The organism is Hydrogenophaga sp. (assembly GCF_026125785.1).
GTDB lineage: Bacteria > Pseudomonadota > Gammaproteobacteria > Burkholderiales > Burkholderiaceae_C > Hydrogenophaga.
Genome location: NZ_JAHCKL010000005.1, coordinates 206,869 through 229,397, shown reverse-complemented (window position 1 = coordinate 229,397; position 22,529 = coordinate 206,869). Strand labels below are relative to the sequence as shown.

Genomic DNA, 22,529 nt, shown 5'->3' with positions numbered 1-22,529 from the left:
CCGGGTTCGAGAGGCGGGGCTTTGCCCCCGACGAGCTTTTGCCGGACCTGGTCCGCTGCGCGGCCCTGGCTCGTCCGTCAAAACTCGTCGGCTCCCCCACCGGCCGCAGCCGGCCCGGGGCTCACGCCCCCACCTCGCTGGCTCCACGACGACAACTACGCTGCGCTTCGGGCTCGTCGTCGTGGCCCATCAAGGCGGCTCCCCCGGGCAGGCCCCTTGTGGGCCTGCACACGCGCTGCAGCGTGCGTACGCATCTGACGACGCCGCATGCGTAAAACGGCCCCGAGGCCGAAGGCGTCGGGGCCGAGTGGAAACCTCTTCCAATCCAAGAGGAAACAAGGATCGGCTCGCGACCCTCATTGGGGTATAGCGCAACCGACTCGCTTTGTTGAAGCGAAAGACGCAAAAAAAAGCCCGGACACGAGGTCCGGGCAAGAGTAGAGGAAACACAACTACCACATGAAGAGGCGAAGGCCCGCAGAAGCAAACTACTGACCTTCACCACCGTATAGCGCATCTAGTAGCGCATGGCAGCCAACTCCTCACCGGCAAAAATCACCCACTGTCGTCGAGCGATTCTCTTCGCTGGCGCAAATCAGCCAGCGCCCCAGCTCAGGCAAAAACCCAAGTTCCGGCCACTACGCTGTCGATCTCGCTGGCACGCCACGCAACGCTGCGCCCCCCCAAGCTCACAGAGGCCGGGAAGCGACCAGACCGGACGCCGGCATACCAGGTCGCGCGGCAAACGGGGATGCGTGCCAACACGTCTGGAAGACGCAGCAGCTTGTCATTTTCTTGATACACGAGAAATCTCCACCCGGAGGATTGAAGATGACTTGCCTCGTGGCCACTCGTGATGAGCATGCCGAATCGAAATCTACCTGCCGACTACTCGCCGGGTACGCGAAAAGCCAGTTGGCCGCTGACAGCGTCCACAACAGTATAGGAAGCAACTGCACGATCTTGGACGATCTGGCATAGCGTCAAAATAGCGGCTGATCGCTATGAGTTTTTTGTTCCCCCTCGAAATCGAGGATGTCGAACTGCCGATGGCACGACTTTTCAGGAACCGGCAAGCTCACGTGCCGCGCAAAACTCAGCGCCAGGAGAATGCGGGTAACGAGGCGGGTAACAGAAACACTGATTCGAACATTATTTGATATAAATCAATAGGTTATAAAAACAATGAAACTCGCCACCTGGAACATCAACTCCCTCACCGTGCGCCTGCCCCAGGTACTCGACTGGCTGGCTGTACAGCCGGTGGACGTGCTGGCCTTGCAGGAACTCAAGCTCACCGACGACAAGTTTCCTGCGCAGGCCTTTGCCGAAGCCGGTTACCAGGCGGTGTGGTTCGGGCAGAAGACCTACAACGGCGTGGCCTTGCTCAGCCGCACACCGGCCACCGAGGTGGTGCGCAACATTCCAGGCTTCGAAGACGACCAGGCACGCGTGCTGGGCGCCACCATAGACGGCGTGCGCGTGATCGGCGCCTACTTTCCCAATGGCCAGGCGCCGGACAGCGACAAGTTCGCCTACAAGATGCGCTGGCTGGACGCGCTGCGCGAATGGGTGCGCGACGAGATGGCAGCCCACGAAAAGCTGGTGCTCATGGGCGACTACAACATCACCTTTGATGACCTGGACGTATGGGATCCGGTCGGCCTGGCGGGCACCATCCATTGCACGCCCGAGGAGCGGGCGCAACTGCAGTCGCTCATCGGACTGGGCCTGAGCGATGCGGTGCGGCTGTTCGAGCAGCCTCCCAAGAACTACAGCTGGTGGGATTACCGGGATCTGGCCTTCCGCCGCAACCGGGGCCTGCGCATCGATCACATCCTCATCAGCGAGGCACTCAAGGCGCGCGCCAGCGCCTGCGCTGTCGACAAGACACCGCGCAAGAACGAGCGTCCCAGCGATCACGCGCCGGTGGTGCTCACTCTAGATTGAGTTCCTGGATCTTGCGGGTGATGGTGTTGCGACCAATGCCCAGCTTGTGAGCCGCCTCGATGCGGCGTCCGCGCGTATTGGCCAGCGCGGTCTGGATCAGGCGCGTCTCGAAACGGCGCGTAAGCACGTCCCACACATCTGTGCGACCTTCCTCCAGCAGCGTCAGGGCCTCGGCCTGCAGGCCACTCTCCCAGGCCAGCGCGCCAGCCCCCGCGGGGGCTTGTGCGGCCGCTGGCGCCTCTTCACCCTGAGCGGCAAGCGCATCGCCTGACAGCAAGGGCTCGGCCGCCGGAGCCAACGGCGCGGCGGGCGCCACGGCAGACGGCGGCGCCTGCAAGGGAGCCGCCACCGCAGGCGGCAGCACGGTCCCGCTGGAGGACAGCACCTCGGGAGGCAGGTCCTTCACTTCAATGACCTGAGCCGGCGCCATGACCGTGAGCCAGTGGCACACGTTCTCGAGCTGGCGCACGTTGCCGGGAAAGTCGAAGCCACTGAGCAGACGCAGCGCGGCTTCCGAGATGCGCTTGGGCTCCACGCCCAATTGACGGGCGCTCTGCTGCAGGAAGAAGCGCGTGAGCATGGGCACATCCTCACGCCGCTCGCGCAACGCCGGCAGGCGCAGGCGTATCACGTTCAGGCGGTGGAAAAGGTCCTCCCGGAACACGCCTTCCTTGACGCGTTGCTCCAGGTTCTGGTGGGTGGCGGCAATCACGCGCACATTGGCGCGCACGGCGCTGTGGCCTCCCACGCGGTAGAAGTGGCCATCCGAGAGCACGCGCAGCAGGCGCGTCTGCAGGTCAAACGGCATGTCCCCGATTTCATCGAGGAACAGCGTGCCGCCATCGGCCTGCTCGAAACGGCCGCGGCGCATGGTCTGCGCGCCAGTGAAGGCGCCACGCTCGTGGCCGAACAGCTCGGACTCCAGCAGATCCTTGGGAATCGCGGCCGTGTTGATGGCCACGAATGGCCCGCTGGCGCGCGGCGAGTGCTTGTGCAGGGCGCGCGCCACCAGTTCCTTGCCGGAGCCGGATTCGCCCGTGATCAGCACCGTAACCTGGCTCTGGCTCAGCCGCCCGATGGCGCGGAACACATCCTGCATGGCGGGCGCCTGGCCGAGCATTTCAGGGGCCGCGGTCATGCGCTCCTCGGCCACCTCCTCGCGCTGACTCTCCTCCACCGCGCGGCGAATGAGCTCCACCGCCTTGGGCAGGTCAAACGGCTTGGGGAGGTACTCGAAAGCCCCCCCCTGAAAGGCCGACACCGCACTGTCCAGATCGGAGAAGGCGGTCATGATGATCACGGGCAGGCCGGGCAAGCGCTCCTTGACCTTCTCCAGCAGTTCCAGGCCCGAGCCGCCGGGCATGCGGATATCGCTCACCAGGATCTGGGGCCCCTCGCTCTCGGGGGTCTCCGTCAGGGCGCGCAGCACATCCTGCGGGTTGGTAAAGCTGCGGGTAGGCAGGTTCTCGCGCAGCAGCGCTTTCTCGAGCACGAAGCGGATCGATTGATCGTCGTCCACTATCCAGATCGGCTTCATGTAGATGTCTTCCCTTTCTTGTGGCGCGGCGGTCGCTGGCGTGAGTCGGTTGTCGGACTAGGGCAGCGGGATCAGGATCTTGAAATCCGTCTCCCCCGGCACGCTCTCGCACTCGATCAGGCCATGGTGCTGCTGTACGAACGTCTGCGCCAGTGTCAGCCCCAGGCCGGAGCCGCCGTCGCGCCCCGACACCAGCGGGAAGAAAATGCGGTCCTTGATCGAGTCCGGCACACCGGGCCCGTTGTCGATCACATGCAATTCCAGTGCCAACCGGTAGCGCTGCTTGCCAAAGGTCACCTGCCGGCCAACGCGGGTGCGGAACACGATGCGCGCATCGCCCGCAGCCATGCGTTCGTGCAGCGCCTGGGCCGCGTTGTGGGCGATATTGAGCACCGCTTGAATGAGCTGCTCGCGATCGCCGCGAAACTCGGGAATGGACGTGTCGTAGTCACGGATCACCTTCAGGCCCTTGGGAAACTCGGCCAGGATGAGGGAGCGCACACGTTCGCAGACCTCATGGATGTTGACGTCTCCCACCACGTGAGGTCGGCGGTGGGGCGCCAGCAGGCGATCCACCAGCGACTGCAGCCGATCCGCCTCGTGGATGATGACCTGGGTGTACTCGATGAGTTCACGCGAATCGAGCTCCATCTGCAGCAGCTGGGCCGCGCCCCGAATGCCGCCCAGGGGGTTCTTGATCTCGTGCGCCAGGTTGCGGATCAGTTCCTTGTTGGCCTGCGCCTGGTCAATCAACCGCTCCTCTCGCTCCTGGCGCGCCTGCTGCTCCAACGGCAACAGCTCAACGACCGCCTCGCCAGGCACGTCGGTCTGCGCCACCACCACGTGTACCGGCAAGGCATCGTGGTTGAGCCGCTTGAGCCAGGCGTCGTAGCGCAGTGCGGCGAAATGGTTGCCCCTTGCTCCGTGCAAGGCGCCTTCCAGCAGCGACGGATCGGTAAAGCAGTCCTGAAACCGGGTACCCGTGATGCTGCGACGGGACATGCCCAGCGCGTCCTCCAGCGCGGCGTTCGCGTACTGCACGACGCCCTGCTCGTCGACCACGGCCACCAGCGTGGCCAGCAGGTCCAGGGACTGGAACCGGGAGAACGCCGAGGACGGGTCGTCCGGATCGGCGGCGGCAGGGGAGATGGGCGGCGAGGTCTTTTTCAAGCCGCCTATTTTGCGGCAGAACCCGAAGCATTGGCGGATGGAGCGCCGCCGCCCAGGCGGCCCAGTTCACGCTGGATGCTGGCGACGTCGCTCTCGGCACGCGTGACGGCGGCCTTGAGTTCGGCCACGCGGTCCAGGTAGCGCTGGTAGTTGCGCGACTCGATGCCCTGCTTCTCGGGCTCGCCATTGGCGTATTCCTTGCGGGCCTGCGCCAGGCGTTCCTCGGCCTTGCGCAGTTCGGCCTCCAGGATGGCGCGCGCATCGCTGTCCCGGGCACGCTGCGCCGAGGAGTCCACGCGGTCACTGCCGCTGCGGCTCGATGTGGCCGGCGCGCTGCGCGCGGGCGGCGCCACGCGCGTGCCTTCGATGATGGTGATGTTGCCGCCCTGCATTTGCGTGCAACCCTTGCTCTTGGCCACCTGAGGGTCGTTCGTGTACTCGTTTCCACAGCGGAAGATCTGGGCCTGGGCCACGGCCAGAGAGCCCAGCGCCACGGCGGCGATGGTCAGGACACGGGTGGTGCGAAAGATCAGGGGAAAGGACGACACGGCAACTCCAGCGAAACGCGGCTGCCCCCGGTGCAGGGGCTCGGAAAGGCGCGGGCCAGTATGACCGAAAACGCCACAAAAAAGTGCCCGCGAGCGCGAACGGTGCTTCTGAGCCGCCGGGGCCACAAAAAAAGGACCGCAACAGCGGTCCTTTCGTGGCGCGGAATCTCTGGCCCGGCATCGCCGGGCCAGGGATCCATCACAGGCTGTAGTACATCTCGTACTCGACCGGGTGCGGCGCCATGCGGAAGCGCGTGACCTCCTGCATCTTGAGGTCGATGTAGGCATCCAGCATGGAGTCGGTGAACACGCCGCCCTTGGTCAGGAAGGCGCGGTCCTTGTCGAGGTACTCCAGAGCCTGGTCCAGGCTGCTGCAGACGGTGGGAACCAGCTTGTCCTCCTCGGGAGGCAGGTGGTAGAGATCCTTGGTGGCGGCTTCGCCAGGATGGATCTTGTTTTCCACGCCGTCCAGGCCAGCCATCATCAGGGCCGAGAAAGCCAGGTAGGGGTTGGCCGAAGGATCGGGGAAGCGCGCTTCGATGCGGCGGCCCTTGGGGTTGGCCACATACGGGATGCGGATGGAGGCCGAGCGGTTGCGCGAGCTGTAGGCCAGTTTCACCGGGGCTTCGAAGCCAGGCACCAGGCGCTTGTAGCTGTTGGTGCCAGGGTTGGTGATGGCGTTGAGCGCGCGGGCATGCTTGATCACGCCGCCGATGTAGTACAGCGCGAAGTCGGACAGGCCCGCGTAGCCGTCACCGGCGAACAGGTTCTTGCCGTCCTTCCAGATGGACTGGTGCACGTGCATGCCCGAGCCGTTGTCGCCAGCGTAGGGCTTGGGCATGAAAGTGGCGGTCTTGCCATAGGCATTGGCCACGTTCCACACCACGTACTTCAGGACCTGGGTCCAGTCGGCGCGCTCCACCAGGGTGGAGAACTTGGTGCCGATTTCGTTCTGGCCAGCGCCCGCCACTTCGTGGTGGAACACTTCGACCGGAATGCCCAAGGACTCCAGAATCAGGGACATCTCGGCACGCATGTCCTGCGTGCTGTCGACCGGGGGAACCGGGAAGTAGCCACCCTTGACGGTGGGGCGGTGACCGCGGTTGCCGCCTTCGAGCTTGGCGCCGCTGTTCCAGGGAGCCTCGTACTCCTCGATCTCGAAGAACACGCGGCCGGGCTCGTTGCTGAAGCGCACGCCGTCGAAGATGAAGAACTCGGGCTCCGGTCCGAAGTAGGCGGTATCGCCCAGGCCGGAAGCCTTGAGATAGGCCTCTGCACGCTTGGCGATGGAGCGCGGATCGCGGTCATAGGCCTTGCCGTCGCCCGGCTCGATGACGTCGCACTGCAGGAACAGGGTGGTCTCTTCGAAGAACGGATCGATGTTGGCGGTATTCGGGTCGGGCATGAGCTGCATGTCCGAGGCTTCGATGCCCTTCCAGCCCGCCACCGAGGAACCGTCGAACGCATGGCCCGAGGTGAACTTGTCCTCGTCGAAGGCGGAAATCGGCACGGTCACGTGCTGTTCCTTGCCTCGGGTGTCGGTGAAGCGGAAGTCGACAAACTTGACTTCGTTGTCCTTCACCAGTTGCATGACGTCTGCGACGGTCTTGGCCATCAAATACTCCTGTAGCTGGATGAGTTGGGGAATTGAAAACGAAAACGACGCTGCAATGAAGCAGTATTTGTGCCACCGTCGGGTCCATCGGTATGCCCCTGGCAAAGGGCGCCCCGGATTATGGCGCAGTCCATGCGCCACAAAGGTTCGGCGTGGCAGGACCCAGCCCCGTTTTCCAGCAAGCGCGCACCAAGCCGCATTCTCAGACCACAAAATGCACTACAACAGTGCATTCACAGTGTGAAGCACCGGAGACAAGGCTCAGGAACGCACCATTTCGGGGCCAGTTTGTGCACCATGGGCTTGCAGCCCCGCCAGCAGTTCAGGGTAGGCGGCAGCCACCGCGTCCGGGCCACCCTTGACGCCCAGTTCGATGTGGCGGCCGTACTCGGGATGGTCGACACTGGGCAGGCTGAACACCTTCACCGGATGGGCCCGTTCGATCTGCTCCATCAGGGGCGTGAGGGTGGCCTCCATGGCACCGAAGACGATCACCGATCGCTCCATCCACGCCCCCCGACGTCCCAGGTGGGCGTATTGGCGATCCAGCACACCCTCGATCATGGGCCAGGCCATAACGGGAAAGCCTGGTAAAAAGTGCACCGTCCCGCCACCCGGTCCGTCACAGCTGAAGCCGGGAATCTTGTTGTAGGGGTTCTCGATGATGCGCGAGCCCACCGGAAACACCCCCATGTTGTAGCGGTGCACGTTGTCCGGCCGCGTCGGCTCGAACACCTCCCCCCGCTCCGCGGCCATGTCACGCATGCGGGATTCGATGAGATCGCGCGCCTGCGGGTGCAGGGCCAATTCCAGCCCCAGCGCGGCAGCAGCGCACTGGCGCGTATGGTCATCGGGCGTGGCGCCAATGCCGCCACAACTGAACACGACGTCGCTCCCCGCGAAGGCCTCGCGCAGCGTGCCGGTGATGCGCTCGCGCTCATCGCCCACAAAACGGGCCCAGGCCAGCGAGAGCCCCCGCTGCGACAACAGCTCGATCACCTTGGAAAGATGCTTGTCGCTGCGCTTGCCGGAGAGGATCTCGTCGCCAATGATGATCAGGCCGAATGCGGGTGTCATGGGTTCGGAAGGGGCGGATGGGAGGGGGCCGGGCCGGGCGCGGGAAGTTCAGGTGCCTGCGCGCCCAAGTCCGGCGCCAGCGGGGCCTCGTCCACGACTTCAACAGGCACTCGCGCGCGCAGGCGCTGCAGTGCCGTCAATGCGTAGTGCGCGAACCACAGCGAGGAGAACGCGAACACGAGCGTGTAGATCCAGATGGCCACGGGCACCAGGACCGGCGCCAGCGCGATGAACATGGCACCCGATGCCCACAACAGGCTGGGCGCAGCACCCAGATAGCCGCTGAGCACGCCCATGAGCAGCAGGCTGCCACGGTTCTCGCGCAGGATGAGCTTGCGCTCCTCGCTGCTCGCGTGGGTGGCCAAGGCGTCGAAGGCGAACACCCGGTAGGTCAGCCAGCCCCAGATCAGGGGTGGCAGGATGAGCACCAAGGGCGGCACCAGCCACAGCGGCATGGACAGCACCAGCACCACCACCGCCAGCAGGGTGGACCCCAAGGACCACAGCACGCTCACCACCAGCGAACCGCCGTGCTTGCGCTCCAGAGTGGGAAAGCGCCGCTGGCCGACCAGTTCCACCATGGCAGGCGTCATGAACATGGCGACCAGCAGCAAGCACAGCAGGACGATGATGGGCGTGGCCAGCACCAGCACCAGCAACGGAGCGAACACCACCCGCAGGGAACCCGCGCCCACCCGGTCCAGCCAGCCCAGAAAGGCTTGCACCAGATCGAAGGCCTCCAGCCAGGAAGTGACCGATGCCACCGCGCTGTCCCAGAAGAAGTAACCGAGTCCAAAAGACAAGGCCACCATGAGAATCAGGGGGAGGAAAGACAGCGCGATCACGCGCGGATGCACGCAGTACATCACCGCGCGCCAGAAGGAGTCGAAGAGCTGCGACATGGCGGCAAGAATACAGGCAACGCAAGGCCCCCGCTGTCGCCAGACAGCGAGCCCGTTACGATCGGTGGCATGAACCGCATAGAGATCGAGGGCGTGGGGCTGGAAGTCGCCCACATTCCGGGGCCCAACGACCGGGCGCCACTGATCTTCCTGCACGAAGGCCTGGGCAGCGTGGCCATGTGGCAGCAGCGCGGCAGACACTGGCCACGCGAACTCTGTGAAGCCAGCGGCCGGACCGGCTGGCTGTATTCGCGTCGGGGCTATGGCCAATCGGACCCAATTCCCGATGTGCGCGGCGACCCCGTGGATCTGGGCTTCTGGTCCAGCGGCCGGCACCTGCCTGACTACATGCACCGCGAGGCCTGGCGCGTGTTGCCCGCCGTGCTGGCCGCGCTGGGTGTGACGCGGCCACCGGTGCTGGTGGGCCACTCCGACGGCGCGACGATCTCACTGCTCCATGCCAGCCAGCACCCGGTGGCGGCCTGCATTGCCATGGCCCCGCACGTCATCGTGGAAGACGTCTCTCTGCGCGCCATCTCGCAGGCCCGGGATCTGTATCTGAGCGGGGGCGACAGCCCTGCGGGGCTGCGCGCCCGGCTCGCCCGCTACCACGCGGACGTCGACAACGCCTTCTGGCAGTGGAACGATATCTGGCTGGACCCGGCGTTCGCGGCCTACGACATCCGCGGCGAATGCGGCCGGATCCGGGCACCGCTGTGCCTCGTCCAGGGTCTGGGCGACGAATACGGCACGATGGCCCAGTTGCGCGCGATCGAAGCGGCCGCTCCCCAGGCGTGCATCACCGGACTCCCCGACTGCGGCCACAGCCCACATACGGACCAGCCGGACGCGGCGACGGCCGCGTTGCGCACATTCCTCGAGACAGTGGACTGACTGCGACACGGCGAGGGGCCAGGTCAGCCATCAAATGCCGACGGACACCCTGTCAAACTTCGCAAACTTCGTACAAACCCCAAGGAATTCACGCCCGGCTCGTGCGGACAAGCGACAGCATTCGCCGTTTTCGCGGCAAACACCTACACTTTGATACAAATTCCCTCCCCACTGCCCGTCACCATGATCGAATGGAACAACCCCTGGCTGCTTGCCCTGCTCGCCCCCGCCCTGCTGGCGCTGGGGGCGCTGGCGCACCGCTGGTGGACGGACAGGCAGGCCCGTGAGCGGCGACGCATCCCCAAACACTGGCCACTGAGCACGCGCGCCCTGGCCAACAGCGAGGAGGCCCGGGTCTGGCACTGGCTGGCGCGAGCGTTCTACGACCACCACGTCATGATCAAGCTGCCGGTCACGCGCTTCACCCTGCCGCGCAACAAGGAACAAGGCATGGAGTGGTACAAGTTGCTGGGCGGCGTGTACTGCACCTTCACGGTCTGTCGCTCAGACGGCCGCGTGCTCGGTTGCCTGGACGTGCCGGGCAGCGCGGGCTTGCCGCGCAGCACGCGCGCGCTCAAGCACTCTCTGCTCACCCAATGTGGACTGCCCTACTGGGTGGTGCGCTCCAACAGCCTGCCCACGGTGGCCGAGATTCGGGGTGAATTCCTGGGTGAGTCGACCCTCAGCCAGGCGATGCGCGAGCGCGAAATGGAAGAGCGCGCCATCATCGCCGCTCAGGCCAACCTGCGCACCGCCCTCACACGCCAGCGCAGCAGCCGCAACAGCGATTTCGGCCCGTTGTCCAACTGGCCCAACAGCACCACCGGCGGAGACCCGCGCAGCGATTTCCCGCGCAGCGACTTCAACTCGCAGTGGCCGGAGAACTCTTTCCTCATGCCGCTGGACAGCCGCAAGGGCGACCTTCTCTAGGGCGAACAGGCCCTAAGCGGCCTTCTCACGCTTGCGCGTGAGCGCAAGCACCTCGTCCGGCGTCAGCCAGCGCCACTGCCCTTCGGGCAGTTCCGGGGTCAGCACCAGCGTCCCGATCGCGCTGCGGTGCAATCCCTCCACACGGTTGCCGACCGCTGCCACCATGCGCTTGACCTGGTGGTACTTGCCCTCGGTGAGCGTCATGCGCAGATGGTGTTCGTTCACCGCCACGCAGTCCTGCGCCCGCACCGCGGCGGGATCGTCGTCAAGAACCACGCCGTCCAGAAGCCGGCGCACCTGACGTGCATCCAGCGGGTGTTTCACCTGTGCCTCGTAGACCTTGGGTACATGGTGGCGCGGAGAGGTCATGCGGTGGATGAACTGGCCATCGTCGGACAGCAGCAAGAGGCCCGTCGTGTCGTGATCCAGGCGGCCCACGGCCTGGACACCGGCTGCCGCGCCGCCTCCGCGCGCACGCAGCGGCGCTGGCAGCAGCGTATAAACGCTCGGATGCGCGCCCGGTTTGTGCGAACACTCGAAACCTGCAGGCTTGTTCAGCATCAGATAGGCACGCAACTGGTATTGCCAGGACTCGCCCTGCACGCGAAAACATAGGCCCTTTTCCTCGAAAAGAGCCGTCGGATCGGTACATGGCGAAGCCTCATCGCCCACACTGACCAGTCCCTGCTGAACCAGGCCGCTGCATATGCGGCGCGTCCCGAAGCCCTGAGAAAAAAGGATGTCCTGCAACTGCATCATGGTGGCCCGATTGTCGCTGCTGCACCCTACGCCTCAGGCGAGCTGAAAAACACCTCATGAAAGAACGACTTGGACGCTGGTTGCCCAGCCCCGAAACCCTGCAACGCAACCGCTGGCTGCGCTGGATGGGCCCGGTCATCCATCACCCCCGGCTCTGGCATCTCAACCGCAAAGGTGTTGCCCTGGGGCTGGCACTGGGGATCTTTTTTGGTCTGTTGATTCCGTTTGCGCAGATCCCCGCTTCGGCCGCGCTGGCGGTGGCGTTGCGCGCCAACCTGCCCGTCGCCGTGGCCAGCACACTGGTGACGAACCCAGTGACGTTCGGCCCGGTCTACTACGCTGCCTACCGGCTGGGAAAGGCGTTGCTGGGCGAAGCCCCTGCGCCTGACGATGTGGCCATGCAACAGTTGCAGGCCGTTCACCAAGAGCCTGAGGCGGCCCAGTCGAGAAGCCTGGGCGAACGCCTGTCCCTCTGGTGGCACCGGTTCGGCAACGTGGGCAAGCCACTGGCGCTCGGCCTGGCATTGATGGCCACCGTCGGCGGCCTTGCGGCCTTCTTCATCACCAACGGCCTGTGGGTACTGCGAACGCGCTGGGTGCGCCGAAAACGCCTGCGTGCACGGTCCGAGCCCCCGAGGAATACGCGCCCTCCCACACAGGACCCTTCTTAGAATCGCGTCATGCGTGTGCGCTCTGTCTTGTTGTTGCTGCTGATCCTGTTGTCATTCACGATGGCAGCGGCGATGGCATGCGCCTCTCACGCAACGCTGTCCCACGGCGCCAGCAGCCCGTCCTCCAATCCGGGTCATTGCGCACACGGCACCGTCGCAGCGGACACCGTGGATCTCGACTGCAGCGCGTGCCATGCCAACTGCATGGCGACATTGCCGGACGGACCCCCTGCGCTCCCCACCGGCCCGGCCACGCGGCTTCTTGCGCGCGCAGCGCCCAACCTGCCCTCACCATGGCAGGCACCGCCGGAGCGCCCGCAGTGGCGCCGCCAAGCCGGCGCGCTGTGGCAGGCACGCACCTGACCTGCCCCTCCGCGCCGGCCTGTTCGAACGGATTGCCCGCGCACCGCGGGCAACCACTGCACCGTTTCCGAAACAAGGCTGCATTCCATGCCAACAACACACATCCCGACGCGGGCCTGGGGGTGGCTCACGGCCGCCTGGGCCATCGCCCTCCTGTCCACGCTGGCCGCGCTGTTCATCGGTGAGGTCATGGGCATGACGCCCTGCCTGCTGTGCTGGTACCAGCGCATCTGCATGTTCCCCCTGGCGGTCATGCTCGGTATGGCGGCATACCGGGGTGAACGGCAAGGCGCCCTCTACGCACTGCCCCTGGCCGCCTCGGGCACAGCGCTGGCGGCCTACCACACCGCCCTCGTGGCCGGCTGGGTTCCGGCGTGGTGGGTACCGTGCGGCACGGGCCCCTCGTGCGCACGCCAGAAGCTCGACATCCTCGATGGCATCCAGATTCCCTGGCTGTCCCTGGTGGCCTTTCTCGCCATCACGCTCCTTTTGATCACCTACCTCCGAAAGACCCGCTCATGAACACCAAGAAAATCGCCGTGCTCGGCCTGCTGGCCGTCCTGCTGGCCTTCTTCTTTCTCGGCATGAACACCTACCAGAAGCGCGAACAGGCCGCACAGGAAGAGCAAGTCCAGATCGAACGAGAACGCCTGGTCCGCATGCACTCGCCGGTCATCGGTCCGCAGATGGCGCCCGTCACCATCGTGGAGTTCTTCGACCCAGCCTGCGAAACGTGTCGAGCCTTCTACCCCATCGTCAAGGACCTCCTGGCCCGGTACCCGACCCAGGTGAAACTGGTCATCCGCTACGCACCTTTCCACCCTGGCTCGGACCAGGTCGTCAAGCTGCTGGAGGCCGCCCGCAAACAGGGCCGCTACCAGGCGGTGCTCGAGGCCGTGCTGGAAGCCCAGCCCCGTTGGGCCGACCATGGCCAGCCCGATCCGGCACTGGCCCTACCCGCGGCGGTCCAGGCGGGGCTCGACGTGGACCGCGCCAGCGCGGACATGCAGCGCCCGGAGATGCAGGCCCTGCTTCAACAGGACATCGAAGACCTCACTGCACTCAAGGTCACCCGCACGCCGACCTTCTTCGTCAACGGCCGGCCTCTGCCCAGCTTTGGACCCGAGCAACTCGCTGCGCTGGTCGCGCAGGAAGTGGCCAGGACAGCACCGCAGAAGTAACGCGCATCAGGAAGGCCGGCCACGCAGGACGCGAAGCCCGTTGGCAACCACCAGCAGGCTCGCGCCCATATCGGCGAAAACCGCCATCCACATGCTCGCGCTGCCCAGCACGGCCAACACCAGGAAGACGCCTTTGATGCCCAGTGCAAGGCTGATGTTCTGCACCAGGATCGCCTGCGTGCGCCGCGAAAGCCGGATGGTCTGCGGAATGCGCCGCAAGTCGTCGTTCATGATGACGACATCGGCGGCCTCCATCGCGGTGTCGGTTCCGCTGCCCCCCATGGCAAACCCCATGTCGGCCCGGGCCAGCGCGGGCGCGTCGTTGATGCCGTCGCCGGTCATCGCCACAAAGCCATGCTGCGCCTGCAAGCCCTCGATGGCGTTCAGCTTGTCTTCGGGCAGGAGATTGCCACGCGCGTCGTCTATGCCCGCCTCACGCGCAATGGCCGCAGCCGTGGCGGGGTTGTCACCCGTCAGCATCACCGACGCCACGCCCAGTGCGTGCAGCTCCGCCAGGGCTTCGCGGGAACTCTCCTTGATGGTGTCGGCCACCGCGAAGATCGCCAGCACCTCCTGCGGCGAAGCCAGCATGGTCAGGGTACGGCCTTGCGCCTCGTGCACGGCCAGCCGCGCCTCGATCTCGGGGCTGCACAGACCACGCTCTTCGATCAGACGGTGATTGCCCAGGACGAGATCCGCGTCTTCCACACGGGCCTGCACACCACGGCCGGCCAGCACCGTAAACCCGTCCAACACGCCGGTCTGCGGCTCCCCCAGCCCCTGCGCTATCGCCCTGGAAACCGGATGATCCGAATAGCCAGCCAATTGCGCGGCCCAGGACCGCACCTGCGCTTCAGGCTGGCTCGAAGCCAGTACCTCCACCGCCACCAGCCGGGGCTTGCCCTCGGTGATCGTGCCCGTCTTGTCCAGGGCTACGGCCCGTATACGCCGCGCGTTCTCCAGATGGACGCCTCCTTTGATCAGGATGCCCCGCCGCGCCGCGGCGGCCAGCCCGCTGACGACCGTGACCGGCGTGGAAATCACCAGCGCGCAAGGGCAGGCAATGACCAGCAGCACCAGGGCCTTGTAGACCGCCTGCAGCCAAGTCCAGCCCAGCAAGGGCGGCGCCAGCAGGCAGACCGCCAGCGCCAGCACGAACACCGCGGGCGTGTACACCGCCGCGAAACGGTCCACGAACTGCTGTGTCGGCGCGCGCGACCCCTGCGCCTGCTCGACTGCATGGATGATGCGCGCCAGCAAAGTGTTGTTCGCGGGTGCGCTCACACGCAGTTCAAAGGCACTGGTGGCATTGATGGTGCCCGCGAACACAGGGTCCCCGACCGCCTTGTCCACCGGGATGCTTTCGCCCGTGACAGCCGCCTGGTCGATCGCCGTCGTCCCCGACACCACCACGCCATCCAGCGGCACCCGCTCACCAGGCTTGACCCGCACGATGGCGCCAACCGCCACCGTCTTGGCGTCCGACCGAAGCCAGCTGCCATCCGCCTGCCGCACGTCGGCCGTCTCGGGCGTCATGTCCAGCAAACCCTTGATCGCGTTGCGCGCACGGTCTATCGACCGCGCCTCGATCAACTCGGCAATGGCGTACAGCGCCATCACCATCGCTGCCTCCGGCCATTGGCCGATGAGAAACGCGCCGGTCACCGCCACCGTCATCAACGCGTTGATGTTCAACCGCAGGCGGCGCAACGCGGCCAGCCCCTTCACATAGGTGGAGAAGCCGGCGAGCGCGATCGCTGCGGCCGCCAGCGCCATGCCCGAGACAGAAGCCAGCCACCCCGGCGGTGCCAGGTAGGCGATCAACTCGGCGCCCGCGGCCAGCACCAAGGCCAGCACATAGCGCGTCAGCCCTCGCCAGCCACCCTGAGGGTTGGCGTGGTCATGGCCATCGTCCAGGGCATGCGCGGGCCCGCCTTCCAAAGGCGCAAGCGCCTCGGGCTTGAAGCCCGCCCGGCGGATCAGTGTCAACGCGTCAGGCATGGAGTCAGCTGGCGCATCGATGGTCAAGGTGCGCGCGCCCAACTGGAAGTGCAGGCCCTTCAGACCCGGGAGATCCGCCAGCGCGTGCCGAATCTCGCCCTCCTCCGCCGCGCAGTCCATCGTTGGAATGCGAAAGGTTTGCGCACCGGTGGAGGCTGAAGCGGCAACAGACGCCGCAGCCCCATCACTGCGTAGCCCGGTGCCGTGGGCGCAGCAGGCATCATGACCGTGGCCTGAGTGGTCGTGATCGTTGTCTTGGTCGCGACGATGTGCGTGCATGACAGATTCCATCTGGGTCGTTGGGTATGACGCCATTGGAAACCCTGTAGCGGCCACGGAGTCAAGCGACGTATGGAACAAAGCCGAGGCACAAGAAAAACCCCGGCCCACGGAGCCGGGGTTTGTCATCGGTGGTGGAGCTGGGGGGATTTGAACCCCCGTCCGCAAGCCTTCTTCGCGCAGTTCTACATGTGTAGCCGTCTGGTTTGGGTCTCGCCCTCCGGGTCGCGCAGCGGCACGCTACCCGGCAAGCCAGCATCCTTGAATCTCACCCCGCGCCAAGATGCCCGACACGAAGCCAGCCGATGTGAATGCCCTCGCAGCCGGGAGGTCTTGCGACCCCCTTGCCCAGCCCATCGGCCTGCTGTTGCGAGGCTCACCGGTGTTTAAGCGGCGAGTGCGAAACGTTCGTCGTTTGCAGTTACTGTGTTTCTGCTGATTAACGAGGTGACAGAACCTCGACATGCCCTGCTGCGTGTCCGAACCCACGTCGAAACCAGTGCAGCCCCAAGGCGACGTAGTTTAAGGCACATCCAGCCATTTCAAGATCTCGTCCGGAGAAGTCACCTCTGCATCAGCGGCCCAGGCCGTCACATCCGCATCCACCCCCAGGTAGCCATAGCGCGCGGCGACGGTGGTCATGCCCGCAGCGCGGCCCGCCAGGATATCGCGCTCATCGTCACCGACGTAGATGCACTGCGATGGCGCCAGGGACAAGCGTCGCGCGGCCTCCAGCAAAGGCGCCGGATGCGGCTTGGCGTGGGGCGTGGTGTCGCCGCTGACAATGGCCGAAGCCGTCGAAAACAGGCCCATGGCCTGCGTGATCGGCACGGTGAAGCGCTGAGCCTTGTTGGTGACCACACCCCAGACAAGACCCCGAGCCTGCAACGACGCCAACAACTCCGCCACACCATCGAAAGGACGCGTGCGCTCCAGCAAGCACCGGGCATAGGCCTGCAGAAACTCCTCGCGCAAAGGCTCGTAGTCCTCATGCCCGGGTGTGATGTCGAAGGCAGCGCGCAACATGCCGCGAGCCCCCGCGCCCGCATGGGGTCGATAGCGATCCAGTGGCAGCGATGGCAGGCCCCGCTGCACCCGCATGCCATCGGCGGCGGCCCCAAGATCCGGGGCGCTGTCGATCAGCGTGCCATCCAGATCGAACAGAACCGCCCGCACCCCCCGGAAGAGACGCGCCGCGCTCATGGACGGCGGGTGGCCAGCAGGTAATTGACGCTGGTGTCTGCACTGAGCCAATAGCGACGAGTCAGGGGGTTGTACTCCATACCGCGGGTCTGTTGCAGGTCCAGGCCGGTGGCGCGGCAGTATGCCGCCAACTCACTCGGACGGATGAATTTCGCGTACTCGTGGGTTCCCTTGGGCAATAGCTGCAGCACGTATTCGGCCCCCAGAATGGCAAACAGAAAGGCCTTGGCGTTGCGGTTGATGGTGGAGAAGAACACCCAACCGCCCGGTTTCACCAGGCCATGACAGGCGCGAACCACTGAGGCCGGGTCGGGCACGTGCTCCAGCATCTCCATGCAGGTGACAACGTCAAACTCACCCGGCCGTTCGGCTGCCAGCGCTTCGGCACTGATCTCCTCGTAACGAACCTGGGTGGTACCAGCCTCCAGCGCGTGCAGTTGCGCCACCTTCAACGCCTTCACCGACAGGTCGATGCCCAGCACGTTTGCCCCCTTTCGAGCCATGGCGTCGGACAGTATCCCTCCGCCGCAGCCAACGTCCAGCACCGTTTTTCCCGCCAGCGGCGAGAGGTTGTCTATCCAGTCCAGCCTCAGCGGATTGATCTGATGCAGCGGACGAAATTCGCTTTCAGGATCCCACCAGCGATGGGCAAGATCGGAGAATTTGGCCAGTTCGGCAGGATCGGCATTGACGTGTGGGCTCATGGGCAAATTATCGCCCGTCGCAAGGCAACAAAAAACCGCGCCGAGGCGCGGTTTTCTGGGATGACGCTGAAGTGCGATCAGTTCTTGCGGGTACCGACCACTTCCACTTCCACGCGACGGTTCTTGGCGCGGCCTTCACGGGTAGCGTTGTCGGCCACCGGTTGGGTCAGGCCCTTGCCTTCGGTGTAGATGCGGTTGCTTTCGATGCCCTTGCTCACCAGGTAGGCCTTCACGGCTTCGGCACGGCGCACCGACAGCTTCTGGTTGTAGGTGGCGGCACCGGTGGAGTCGGTGTGGCCGACGGCAATCACGACTTCCAGAGCGATACCGGACACCTTGCTGGCGAGGTCGTCCAGCTTGGCCTTGCCTTCGGGCTTGAGCACAGCCTTGTCGAAGTCGAAGAAGGCGTCGGCGGCGTAGGTCACCTTGGATGCAACGGGAGCCGGGGCGGGTGCAGGAGCAGGTGCCGGGGCGGGAGCCGGGGCAGCAGCCGGAGCCGGCGCCGGGGCAGGTGCGGGCGCAGGAGCAGCCTTGGGAACGATGGCGCCGTCGCAACCTTGGGCAGCGGTGGCAGGCGTCCAGTTGGCATCGCGCCAGCAGAGTTCGTTCGTGCCGTTCTTCCAGACCGACTCGCCGGTGCCATTGCGCCAGTTGTCGATGGTTTGTGCGCCGGCGGCCGTTGCCATGGCGGCGGTTGCGAACAGCATTGCCACTTTGTTGAGTTTTTTCATGGTTTTCCTCTATATAAGCCGCAGACGATCTGCGAAACGAGAAGGACGCTTGTAGTGACCACCACTAAAACGCTGGAAACGATTGTGCCACAAGCTCGGATACCCCCAACCCGCAGCCCTGGAGCGCCTTTGGCTGGCTTAACACCCCGTTGCGATATTCGTTGTCGATACACAACAAAAGACCTCACCAGAGGCTGGTGAGCGCACACCTTAAAATCGCCTGTTGCCTTCGGGATCCATCCCCGCCACCGAGCCATCGCACATGACACAGTTCGCCAAAGAGACCCTGCCCATCAGTCTTGAAGAGGAGATGCGGCGCAGCTACCTCGACTATGCGATGAGTGTGATCGTGGGCCGAGCCCTGCCTGACGCGCGCGACGGACTTAAGCCCGTGCACCGGCGCGTGCTCTATGCCATGCATGAGCTCAACAACGACTGGAACCGGCCCTACAAGAAGTCGGCCCGTATCGTGGGCGACGTGATCGGTAAATACCACCCTCACGGGGACATCGCGGTGTACGACACCATCGTGCGCATGGCGCAGGACTTTTCCCTGCGCCACATGCTGGTGGACGGCCAGGGCAACTTCGGCTCGGTGGATGGCGACAACGCCGCGGCCATGCGCTACACGGAAATCCGCCTGTCGAAGATCGCGCACGAGATGCTGGCGGACATCGACAAGGAAACCGTCAACTACGGCCCCAACTACGACGGGTCCGAAAAAGAACCCCTGGTGCTGCCCTCGCGCCTGCCCAACCTGCTGGTCAATGGCTCAGCGGGCATCGCGGTGGGCATGGCCACCAACATCCCGCCGCACAACCTGAACGAGGTGGTCGACGCCTGCCTGCACCTGCTCAAGCACCCGCAGGCTTCTATTGATGAGTTGATGGAGATCATCCCGGCGCCGGACTTCCCCACCGCGGGCATCATCTACGGCATCAACGGTGTCAAGGACGGCTACCGAACCGGCCGTGGCCGCGTCGTGATGCGCGCCCGGTGCCATTTCGAAGACATCGACAGGGGCCAGCGCCAGGCCATCATCGTCGACGAGCTGCCCTACCAGGTCAACAAGAAGACGCTGCAGGAGCGCATTGCAGAGCTGGTGCACGAGAAGAAGATAGAAGGGATCAGCCACATCCAGGACGAGTCGGACAAGTCCGGCATGCGCCTGGTGATCGAGCTCAAGCGCGGCGAAGTGCCCGAGGTTGTACTCAACAACCTCTACAAACAAACACAGCTGCAGGACACCTTCGGCATCAACATGGTGGCACTGGTGGACGGCCAGCCCCGCCTGTGCAACCTGAAGGACCTGATCCAGGTGTTCCTGGAGCACCGCCGAGAGGTGGTCACACGCCGCACGGTTTTCAACCTGCGCAAGGCGCGCGAACGCGGCCATGTGCTGGAAGGCCTGGCCGTGGCACTGGCCAACATCGACGAGTTCATCCGCATCATCCGTGAGTCGCCCACGCCGCCGGTGGCCAAGGCCGAGCTCATGGCGCGCCCCTGGGACAGCAAGCTGGTGCGCGAAATGCTGACCCGCACGCGCGCCGATGGCGTGGCGATCAACGCGGACGACTACCGCCCGGATGGACTGGAGAAGACGTTTGGCATGGGCAGCGATGGCCTGTACCGCCTGTCCGAGACGCAGGCCCAGGAAATCCTGCAGATGCGCCTGCAGCGCCTCACAGGCCTGGAGCAGGACAAGATCGTGGCCGAGTACAAGGATGTGATGGCCGAAATCGACGACCTGCTCGACATCCTGGCCAAGCCCGAACGCGTGTCCGTCATCATTGGCGACGAACTCAATCTGGTGAAGCAGGAGTTCGGCCAGACCAAGCTGGGTGCGCGGCGCAGCCAGATCGAACACAACGCGCAGGATCTGGCCACCGAGGATCTGATCACGCCCACCGACATGGTGGTGACGCTCAGCCACAGCGGCTACATCAAGAGCCAACCGCTGTCCGAGTACCGCGCGCAGAAGCGCGGCGGCCGTGGCAAGCAGGCCACGGCGACCAAGGAAGACGACTGGATCGACCAGTTGTTCATCGCCAACACGCACGACTACATCCTCTGCTTCTCCAACCGGGGCCGCCTGTACTGGCTCAAGGTCTGGGAGGTGCCTGCCGGTTCGCGCGGCTCGCGTGGCCGGCCGATCGTCAACATGTTCCCGCTGCAGGAAGGCGAGAAGATCAATGTGGTGCTGCCGCTGACGGGCGAAATGCGCACCTTCCCCTCAGACCGGTACGTGTTCATGGCCACTTCCATGGGCACCGTCAAGAAGACGGCGCTCGACGAGTTCAGCAACCCGCGCAAGGCCGGCATCATTGCGGTGGACCTGGATGAGGGTGACTTCCTGATCGGCGCTGCCCTCACCGATGGGCAACACGACGTCATGCTCTTCAGCGACGGCGGCAAGGCGGTGCGTTTCGACGAAAACGATGTGCGACCCATGGGCCGCAACGCGCGCGGCGTGCGAGGCATGCTGATCGAGGACACGCAAAGCGTGATCGCCATGCTGGTGGCGGAGGACGAACAGCAAAGCGTGCTCACGGCCACCGTCAACGGCTACGGCAAGCGCACGCCCATCACCGAGTACACCCGCCACGGCCGGGGCACCAAGGGCATGATCGCCATCCAGCAGAGCGAGCGCAACGGCAAGGTGGTCGCGGCCACGCTGGTGCACGCGGACGACGAGATCATGCTCATCACCGACAAGGGCGTGCTGGTGCGCACGCGGGTGTCGGAAATCCGGGAGATGGGGCGCGCCACGCAGGGTGTGACGCTGATCGCGCTGGACGAAGGCGCCGAACTCTCGGGCCTGCAGCGCATCGTGGAGAACGACGCGAACGTGCCAGAAGCCGATACCGGCGAAACCGGTGCGGTCGAAGAGCCGGGCAACGAGCCGTGATGCGGCGGCCCTACAACTTTTCCGCAGGTCCTGCGGCCATGCCGGCTGAAGTGCTGGAGCAGGCCGCGGCCGAGATGCTGGACTGGCACGGCAGCGGCATGAGCGTGATGGAGATGAGCCATCGCGGGCAGGAGTTCGGTCGCATCCTGGAAGCTGCGGAGGCCGACCTGCGCGAACTGCTGGCCGTCCCCGGGCATTTCCGCATTCTGTTCATGCAGGGCGGCGGTCTTGGCGAGAACGCCATCGTTCCGCTGAATCTGTCGCGCGGGCAGGTGGTGGATTTCGTCGTCACGGGCAGTTGGAGCCAGAAGTCGCTCAAGGAAGCCCGCCGCTACTGCCAACCGAACCTCGCCGCGAGCAACGAGGCCGATGGCCATACCACCCTGCCCGATCCGGCCGGTTGGCAGCTCACGCGTGGGGCGAGCTATGTGCATCTGTGCAGCAACGAGACCATCAACGGCATCGAAGTCCATGAATTGCCCGACCTGCGCGCGCTCGGATCCGATGCACCGTTGGTGATCGACTTCTCCTCGCACGTGGCATCGCGACCGGTAGATTGGTCCCGCGTGGGCCTGGCCTTCGGCGGTGCGCAGAAGAACCTGGGGCCCGCGGGCCTCACGCTGGTGGTCGTCCGGGAGGACCTGATCGGCCACGCGCTGGCAATCTGCCCGAGTGCCTTCGACTACAAGACTGTGGCGGACAACCGGTCGATGTACAACACGCCGCCGACCTACGCGATCTACATGGCAGGCCTGACCTTCCAGTGGCTCAAGCGGCAAACCGAGGGTGCACTCAGGGGCATCGCGGCCATGGAGGCGCGCAACGTCGCAAAGGCTGCGCTGCTCTACGACTTCATCGACCGTTCGCAGTTCTATGTAAACAAGGTGGCGGCCAGTTGCCGCTCCCGCATGAATGTGCCGTTCTTCCTGCGCGACGAGTCGCGCAACGAAGCCTTCCTCGCCGGCGCCAAGGCGGCCGGCCTGCTGCAGCTCAAGGGCCACAAGTCGGTGGGCGGCATGCGTGCAAGCATCTACAACGCCATGCCACTGGAAGGTGTGCAGGCGCTGGTCGAGTACATGCGGCAATTCGAACAAACACAGGCCTGA

The 22,529-nt window shown here is 65.0% G+C and carries 21 protein-coding genes and 1 other RNA gene; 9 read left to right on the top strand and 13 right to left on the bottom strand.

Going from position 1 to position 22,529, the window contains the following annotated elements; translation table 11 throughout:
• Positions 1 to 612 precede the first annotated feature (612 nt).
• Positions 613 to 864, bottom strand: a complete 252-nt coding sequence (locus KIT53_RS08025) for an AlpA family phage regulatory protein (RefSeq protein ID WP_297750263.1) — start codon at positions 862 to 864, stop codon at positions 613 to 615.
• A gap of 321 nt (positions 865 to 1,185) precedes the next feature.
• Here KIT53_RS08025 and xth point away from each other — a divergent pair, with 321 nt between their 5' ends.
• Complete coding sequence (gene xth / locus KIT53_RS08020) at positions 1,186 to 1,950, top strand: exodeoxyribonuclease III (protein ID WP_297750261.1); 765 nt, start codon at positions 1,186 to 1,188, stop codon at positions 1,948 to 1,950.
• On the opposite strand, the gene ntrC is transcribed toward xth, so the two are convergent.
• The 6 genes from ntrC to KIT53_RS07990 form a co-directional block, all read right to left on the bottom strand.
• Positions 1,937 to 3,487 (bottom strand): nitrogen regulation protein NR(I), encoded by a 1,551-nt coding sequence (ntrC, locus tag KIT53_RS08015; protein ID WP_297750258.1) that lies wholly within the window; start codon positions 3,485 to 3,487, stop codon positions 1,937 to 1,939. The genes xth and ntrC overlap by 14 nt on opposite strands.
• Before the next feature lie 57 nt (positions 3,488 to 3,544).
• Positions 3,545 to 4,636: a nitrogen regulation protein NR(II) gene (glnL, locus tag KIT53_RS08010; RefSeq protein WP_297750285.1), complete on the bottom strand. Its 1,092-nt coding sequence runs from the start codon at positions 4,634 to 4,636 to the stop codon at positions 3,545 to 3,547.
• Positions 4,637 to 4,662: 26 nt separating this feature from the next.
• The gene (locus KIT53_RS08005) at positions 4,663 to 5,205 is read right to left on the bottom strand and encodes a hypothetical protein (RefSeq protein WP_297750255.1); all 543 of its coding nucleotides are present in this window, start codon (positions 5,203 to 5,205) and stop codon (positions 4,663 to 4,665) included.
• Positions 5,206 to 5,404: 199 nt separating this feature from the next.
• Positions 5,405 to 6,820 carry a type I glutamate--ammonia ligase gene (glnA, locus tag KIT53_RS08000; protein WP_297750252.1) on the bottom strand — a complete coding sequence of 472 codons (1,416 nt, stop codon included), beginning with the start codon at positions 6,818 to 6,820 and terminating at the stop codon, positions 5,405 to 5,407.
• Positions 6,821 to 7,081: 261 nt separating this feature from the next.
• Positions 7,082 to 7,897 carry a molybdopterin-binding protein gene (locus KIT53_RS07995; RefSeq protein ID WP_297750249.1) on the bottom strand — a complete coding sequence of 272 codons (816 nt, stop codon included), beginning with the start codon at positions 7,895 to 7,897 and terminating at the stop codon, positions 7,082 to 7,084.
• A complete protein-coding gene (locus KIT53_RS07990) occupies positions 7,894 to 8,799 on the bottom strand; it encodes an EI24 domain-containing protein (protein WP_297750246.1) in 906 nt (301 codons plus the stop codon). The genes KIT53_RS07995 and KIT53_RS07990 overlap by 4 nt, the downstream gene beginning before the upstream one ends.
• A gap of 69 nt (positions 8,800 to 8,868) precedes the next feature.
• On the opposite strand from KIT53_RS07990, the gene KIT53_RS07985 reads away from it, so the two are divergent.
• Both KIT53_RS07985 and KIT53_RS07980 read left to right on the top strand, forming a co-directional pair.
• Entirely contained in the window at positions 8,869 to 9,693 is an 825-nt protein-coding gene (locus tag KIT53_RS07985) for an alpha/beta hydrolase (RefSeq protein ID WP_297750243.1), read from the top strand.
• Between the two features lie 183 nt (positions 9,694 to 9,876).
• Positions 9,877 to 10,623, top strand: coding sequence for a hypothetical protein (locus KIT53_RS07980; RefSeq protein WP_297750240.1), 747 nt, complete (start codon positions 9,877 to 9,879; stop codon positions 10,621 to 10,623).
• Between the two features lie 12 nt (positions 10,624 to 10,635).
• On the opposite strand, the gene KIT53_RS07975 is transcribed toward KIT53_RS07980, so the two are convergent.
• Positions 10,636 to 11,379, bottom strand: a complete 744-nt coding sequence (locus tag KIT53_RS07975) for a 16S rRNA pseudouridine(516) synthase (protein WP_297750280.1) — start codon at positions 11,377 to 11,379, stop codon at positions 10,636 to 10,638.
• Between the two features lie 59 nt (positions 11,380 to 11,438).
• Here KIT53_RS07975 and KIT53_RS07970 point away from each other — a divergent pair, with 59 nt between their 5' ends.
• The 4 genes from KIT53_RS07970 to KIT53_RS07955 all read left to right on the top strand — a co-directional run bounded on the left by KIT53_RS07970 (position 11,439) and on the right by KIT53_RS07955 (position 13,597).
• Positions 11,439 to 12,053, top strand: a complete 615-nt coding sequence (locus KIT53_RS07970; protein ID WP_297750237.1) for a DUF2062 domain-containing protein — start codon at positions 11,439 to 11,441, stop codon at positions 12,051 to 12,053.
• A 9-nt stretch (positions 12,054 to 12,062) separates the two neighbouring features.
• Positions 12,063 to 12,416, top strand: coding sequence for a hypothetical protein (locus tag KIT53_RS07965; protein ID WP_297750234.1), 354 nt, complete (start codon positions 12,063 to 12,065; stop codon positions 12,414 to 12,416).
• Between the two features lie 87 nt (positions 12,417 to 12,503).
• The gene (locus KIT53_RS07960) at positions 12,504 to 12,938 is read left to right on the top strand and encodes a disulfide bond formation protein B (protein WP_297750231.1); all 435 of its coding nucleotides are present in this window, start codon (positions 12,504 to 12,506) and stop codon (positions 12,936 to 12,938) included.
• Complete coding sequence (locus tag KIT53_RS07955; protein ID WP_297750226.1) at positions 12,935 to 13,597, top strand: thioredoxin domain-containing protein; 663 nt, start codon at positions 12,935 to 12,937, stop codon at positions 13,595 to 13,597. Before KIT53_RS07960 ends, KIT53_RS07955 begins: the two co-directional genes overlap by 4 nt.
• A 6-nt stretch (positions 13,598 to 13,603) precedes the next feature.
• Here the strand turns inward: KIT53_RS07955 and KIT53_RS07950 are convergent, their stop codons facing one another.
• From KIT53_RS07950 to ompA, 5 genes are all read right to left on the bottom strand, one after another.
• Positions 13,604 to 15,877 (bottom strand): heavy metal translocating P-type ATPase, encoded by a 2,274-nt coding sequence (locus KIT53_RS07950; RefSeq protein WP_297750223.1) that lies wholly within the window; start codon positions 15,875 to 15,877, stop codon positions 13,604 to 13,606.
• A 132-nt stretch (positions 15,878 to 16,009) separates the two neighbouring features.
• Positions 16,010 to 16,386, bottom strand: a transfer-messenger RNA (tmRNA) gene (gene ssrA, locus KIT53_RS07945).
• A gap of 13 nt (positions 16,387 to 16,399) precedes the next feature.
• Positions 16,400 to 17,080, bottom strand: coding sequence for a phosphoglycolate phosphatase (gene gph, locus KIT53_RS07940; RefSeq protein ID WP_297750220.1), 681 nt, complete (start codon positions 17,078 to 17,080; stop codon positions 16,400 to 16,402).
• Positions 17,077 to 17,784 carry a bifunctional 2-polyprenyl-6-hydroxyphenol methylase/3-demethylubiquinol 3-O-methyltransferase UbiG gene (gene ubiG / locus KIT53_RS07935; protein ID WP_297750217.1) on the bottom strand — a complete coding sequence of 236 codons (708 nt, stop codon included), beginning with the start codon at positions 17,782 to 17,784 and terminating at the stop codon, positions 17,077 to 17,079. The genes gph and ubiG overlap by 4 nt, the downstream gene beginning before the upstream one ends.
• Before the next feature lie 77 nt (positions 17,785 to 17,861).
• Positions 17,862 to 18,515 (bottom strand): outer membrane protein OmpA, encoded by a 654-nt coding sequence (gene ompA, locus KIT53_RS07930; RefSeq protein WP_297750214.1) that lies wholly within the window; start codon positions 18,513 to 18,515, stop codon positions 17,862 to 17,864.
• A 262-nt stretch (positions 18,516 to 18,777) separates the two neighbouring features.
• Here ompA and gyrA point away from each other — a divergent pair, with 262 nt between their 5' ends.
• Complete coding sequence (gene gyrA, locus KIT53_RS07925; RefSeq protein ID WP_297750211.1) at positions 18,778 to 21,423, top strand: DNA gyrase subunit A; 2,646 nt, start codon at positions 18,778 to 18,780, stop codon at positions 21,421 to 21,423.
• Positions 21,423 to 22,529, top strand: coding sequence for a 3-phosphoserine/phosphohydroxythreonine transaminase (gene serC / locus KIT53_RS07920; RefSeq protein WP_297750209.1), 1,107 nt, complete (start codon positions 21,423 to 21,425; stop codon positions 22,527 to 22,529). Before gyrA ends, serC begins: the two co-directional genes overlap by 1 nt.

What these genes read in the sequence shown, in the direction of transcription:
- ntrC (WP_297750258.1), bottom strand. Translation starts at nt 3,487, where the DNA reads ATGAAGCCGATCTGGATAGTGGACGACGATCAATCGATCCGCTTCGTG.
- glnA (WP_297750252.1), bottom strand. Translation starts at nt 6,820, where the DNA reads ATGGCCAAGACCGTCGCAGACGTCATGCAACTGGTGAAGGACAACGAA.
- KIT53_RS07990 (WP_297750246.1), bottom strand. Translation starts at nt 8,799, where the DNA reads ATGTCGCAGCTCTTCGACTCCTTCTGGCGCGCGGTGATGTACTGCGTG.
- gph (WP_297750220.1), bottom strand. Translation starts at nt 17,080, where the DNA reads ATGAGCGCGGCGCGTCTCTTCCGGGGGGTGCGGGCGGTTCTGTTCGAT.
- KIT53_RS07950 (WP_297750223.1), bottom strand. Translation starts at nt 15,877, where the DNA reads ATGCACGCACATCGTCGCGACCAAGACAACGATCACGACCACTCAGGC.
- ubiG (WP_297750217.1), bottom strand. Translation starts at nt 17,784, where the DNA reads ATGAGCCCACACGTCAATGCCGATCCTGCCGAACTGGCCAAATTCTCC.
- KIT53_RS07975 (WP_297750280.1), bottom strand. Translation starts at nt 11,379, where the DNA reads ATGCAGTTGCAGGACATCCTTTTTTCTCAGGGCTTCGGGACGCGCCGC.
- KIT53_RS07985 (WP_297750243.1), top strand. Translation starts at nt 8,869, where the DNA reads ATGAACCGCATAGAGATCGAGGGCGTGGGGCTGGAAGTCGCCCACATT.
- KIT53_RS07960 (WP_297750231.1), top strand. Translation starts at nt 12,504, where the DNA reads ATGCCAACAACACACATCCCGACGCGGGCCTGGGGGTGGCTCACGGCC.
- KIT53_RS08025 (WP_297750263.1), bottom strand. Translation starts at nt 864, where the DNA reads ATGCTCATCACGAGTGGCCACGAGGCAAGTCATCTTCAATCCTCCGGG.
- KIT53_RS07965 (WP_297750234.1), top strand. Translation starts at nt 12,063, where the DNA reads ATGCGTGTGCGCTCTGTCTTGTTGTTGCTGCTGATCCTGTTGTCATTC.
- KIT53_RS07955 (WP_297750226.1), top strand. Translation starts at nt 12,935, where the DNA reads ATGAACACCAAGAAAATCGCCGTGCTCGGCCTGCTGGCCGTCCTGCTG.
- xth (WP_297750261.1), top strand. Translation starts at nt 1,186, where the DNA reads ATGAAACTCGCCACCTGGAACATCAACTCCCTCACCGTGCGCCTGCCC.
- serC (WP_297750209.1), top strand. Translation starts at nt 21,423, where the DNA reads ATGCGGCGGCCCTACAACTTTTCCGCAGGTCCTGCGGCCATGCCGGCT.
- ompA (WP_297750214.1), bottom strand. Translation starts at nt 18,515, where the DNA reads ATGAAAAAACTCAACAAAGTGGCAATGCTGTTCGCAACCGCCGCCATG.
- gyrA (WP_297750211.1), top strand. Translation starts at nt 18,778, where the DNA reads ATGACACAGTTCGCCAAAGAGACCCTGCCCATCAGTCTTGAAGAGGAG.
- KIT53_RS07970 (WP_297750237.1), top strand. Translation starts at nt 11,439, where the DNA reads ATGAAAGAACGACTTGGACGCTGGTTGCCCAGCCCCGAAACCCTGCAA.
- KIT53_RS07995 (WP_297750249.1), bottom strand. Translation starts at nt 7,897, where the DNA reads ATGACACCCGCATTCGGCCTGATCATCATTGGCGACGAGATCCTCTCC.
- KIT53_RS07980 (WP_297750240.1), top strand. Translation starts at nt 9,877, where the DNA reads ATGATCGAATGGAACAACCCCTGGCTGCTTGCCCTGCTCGCCCCCGCC.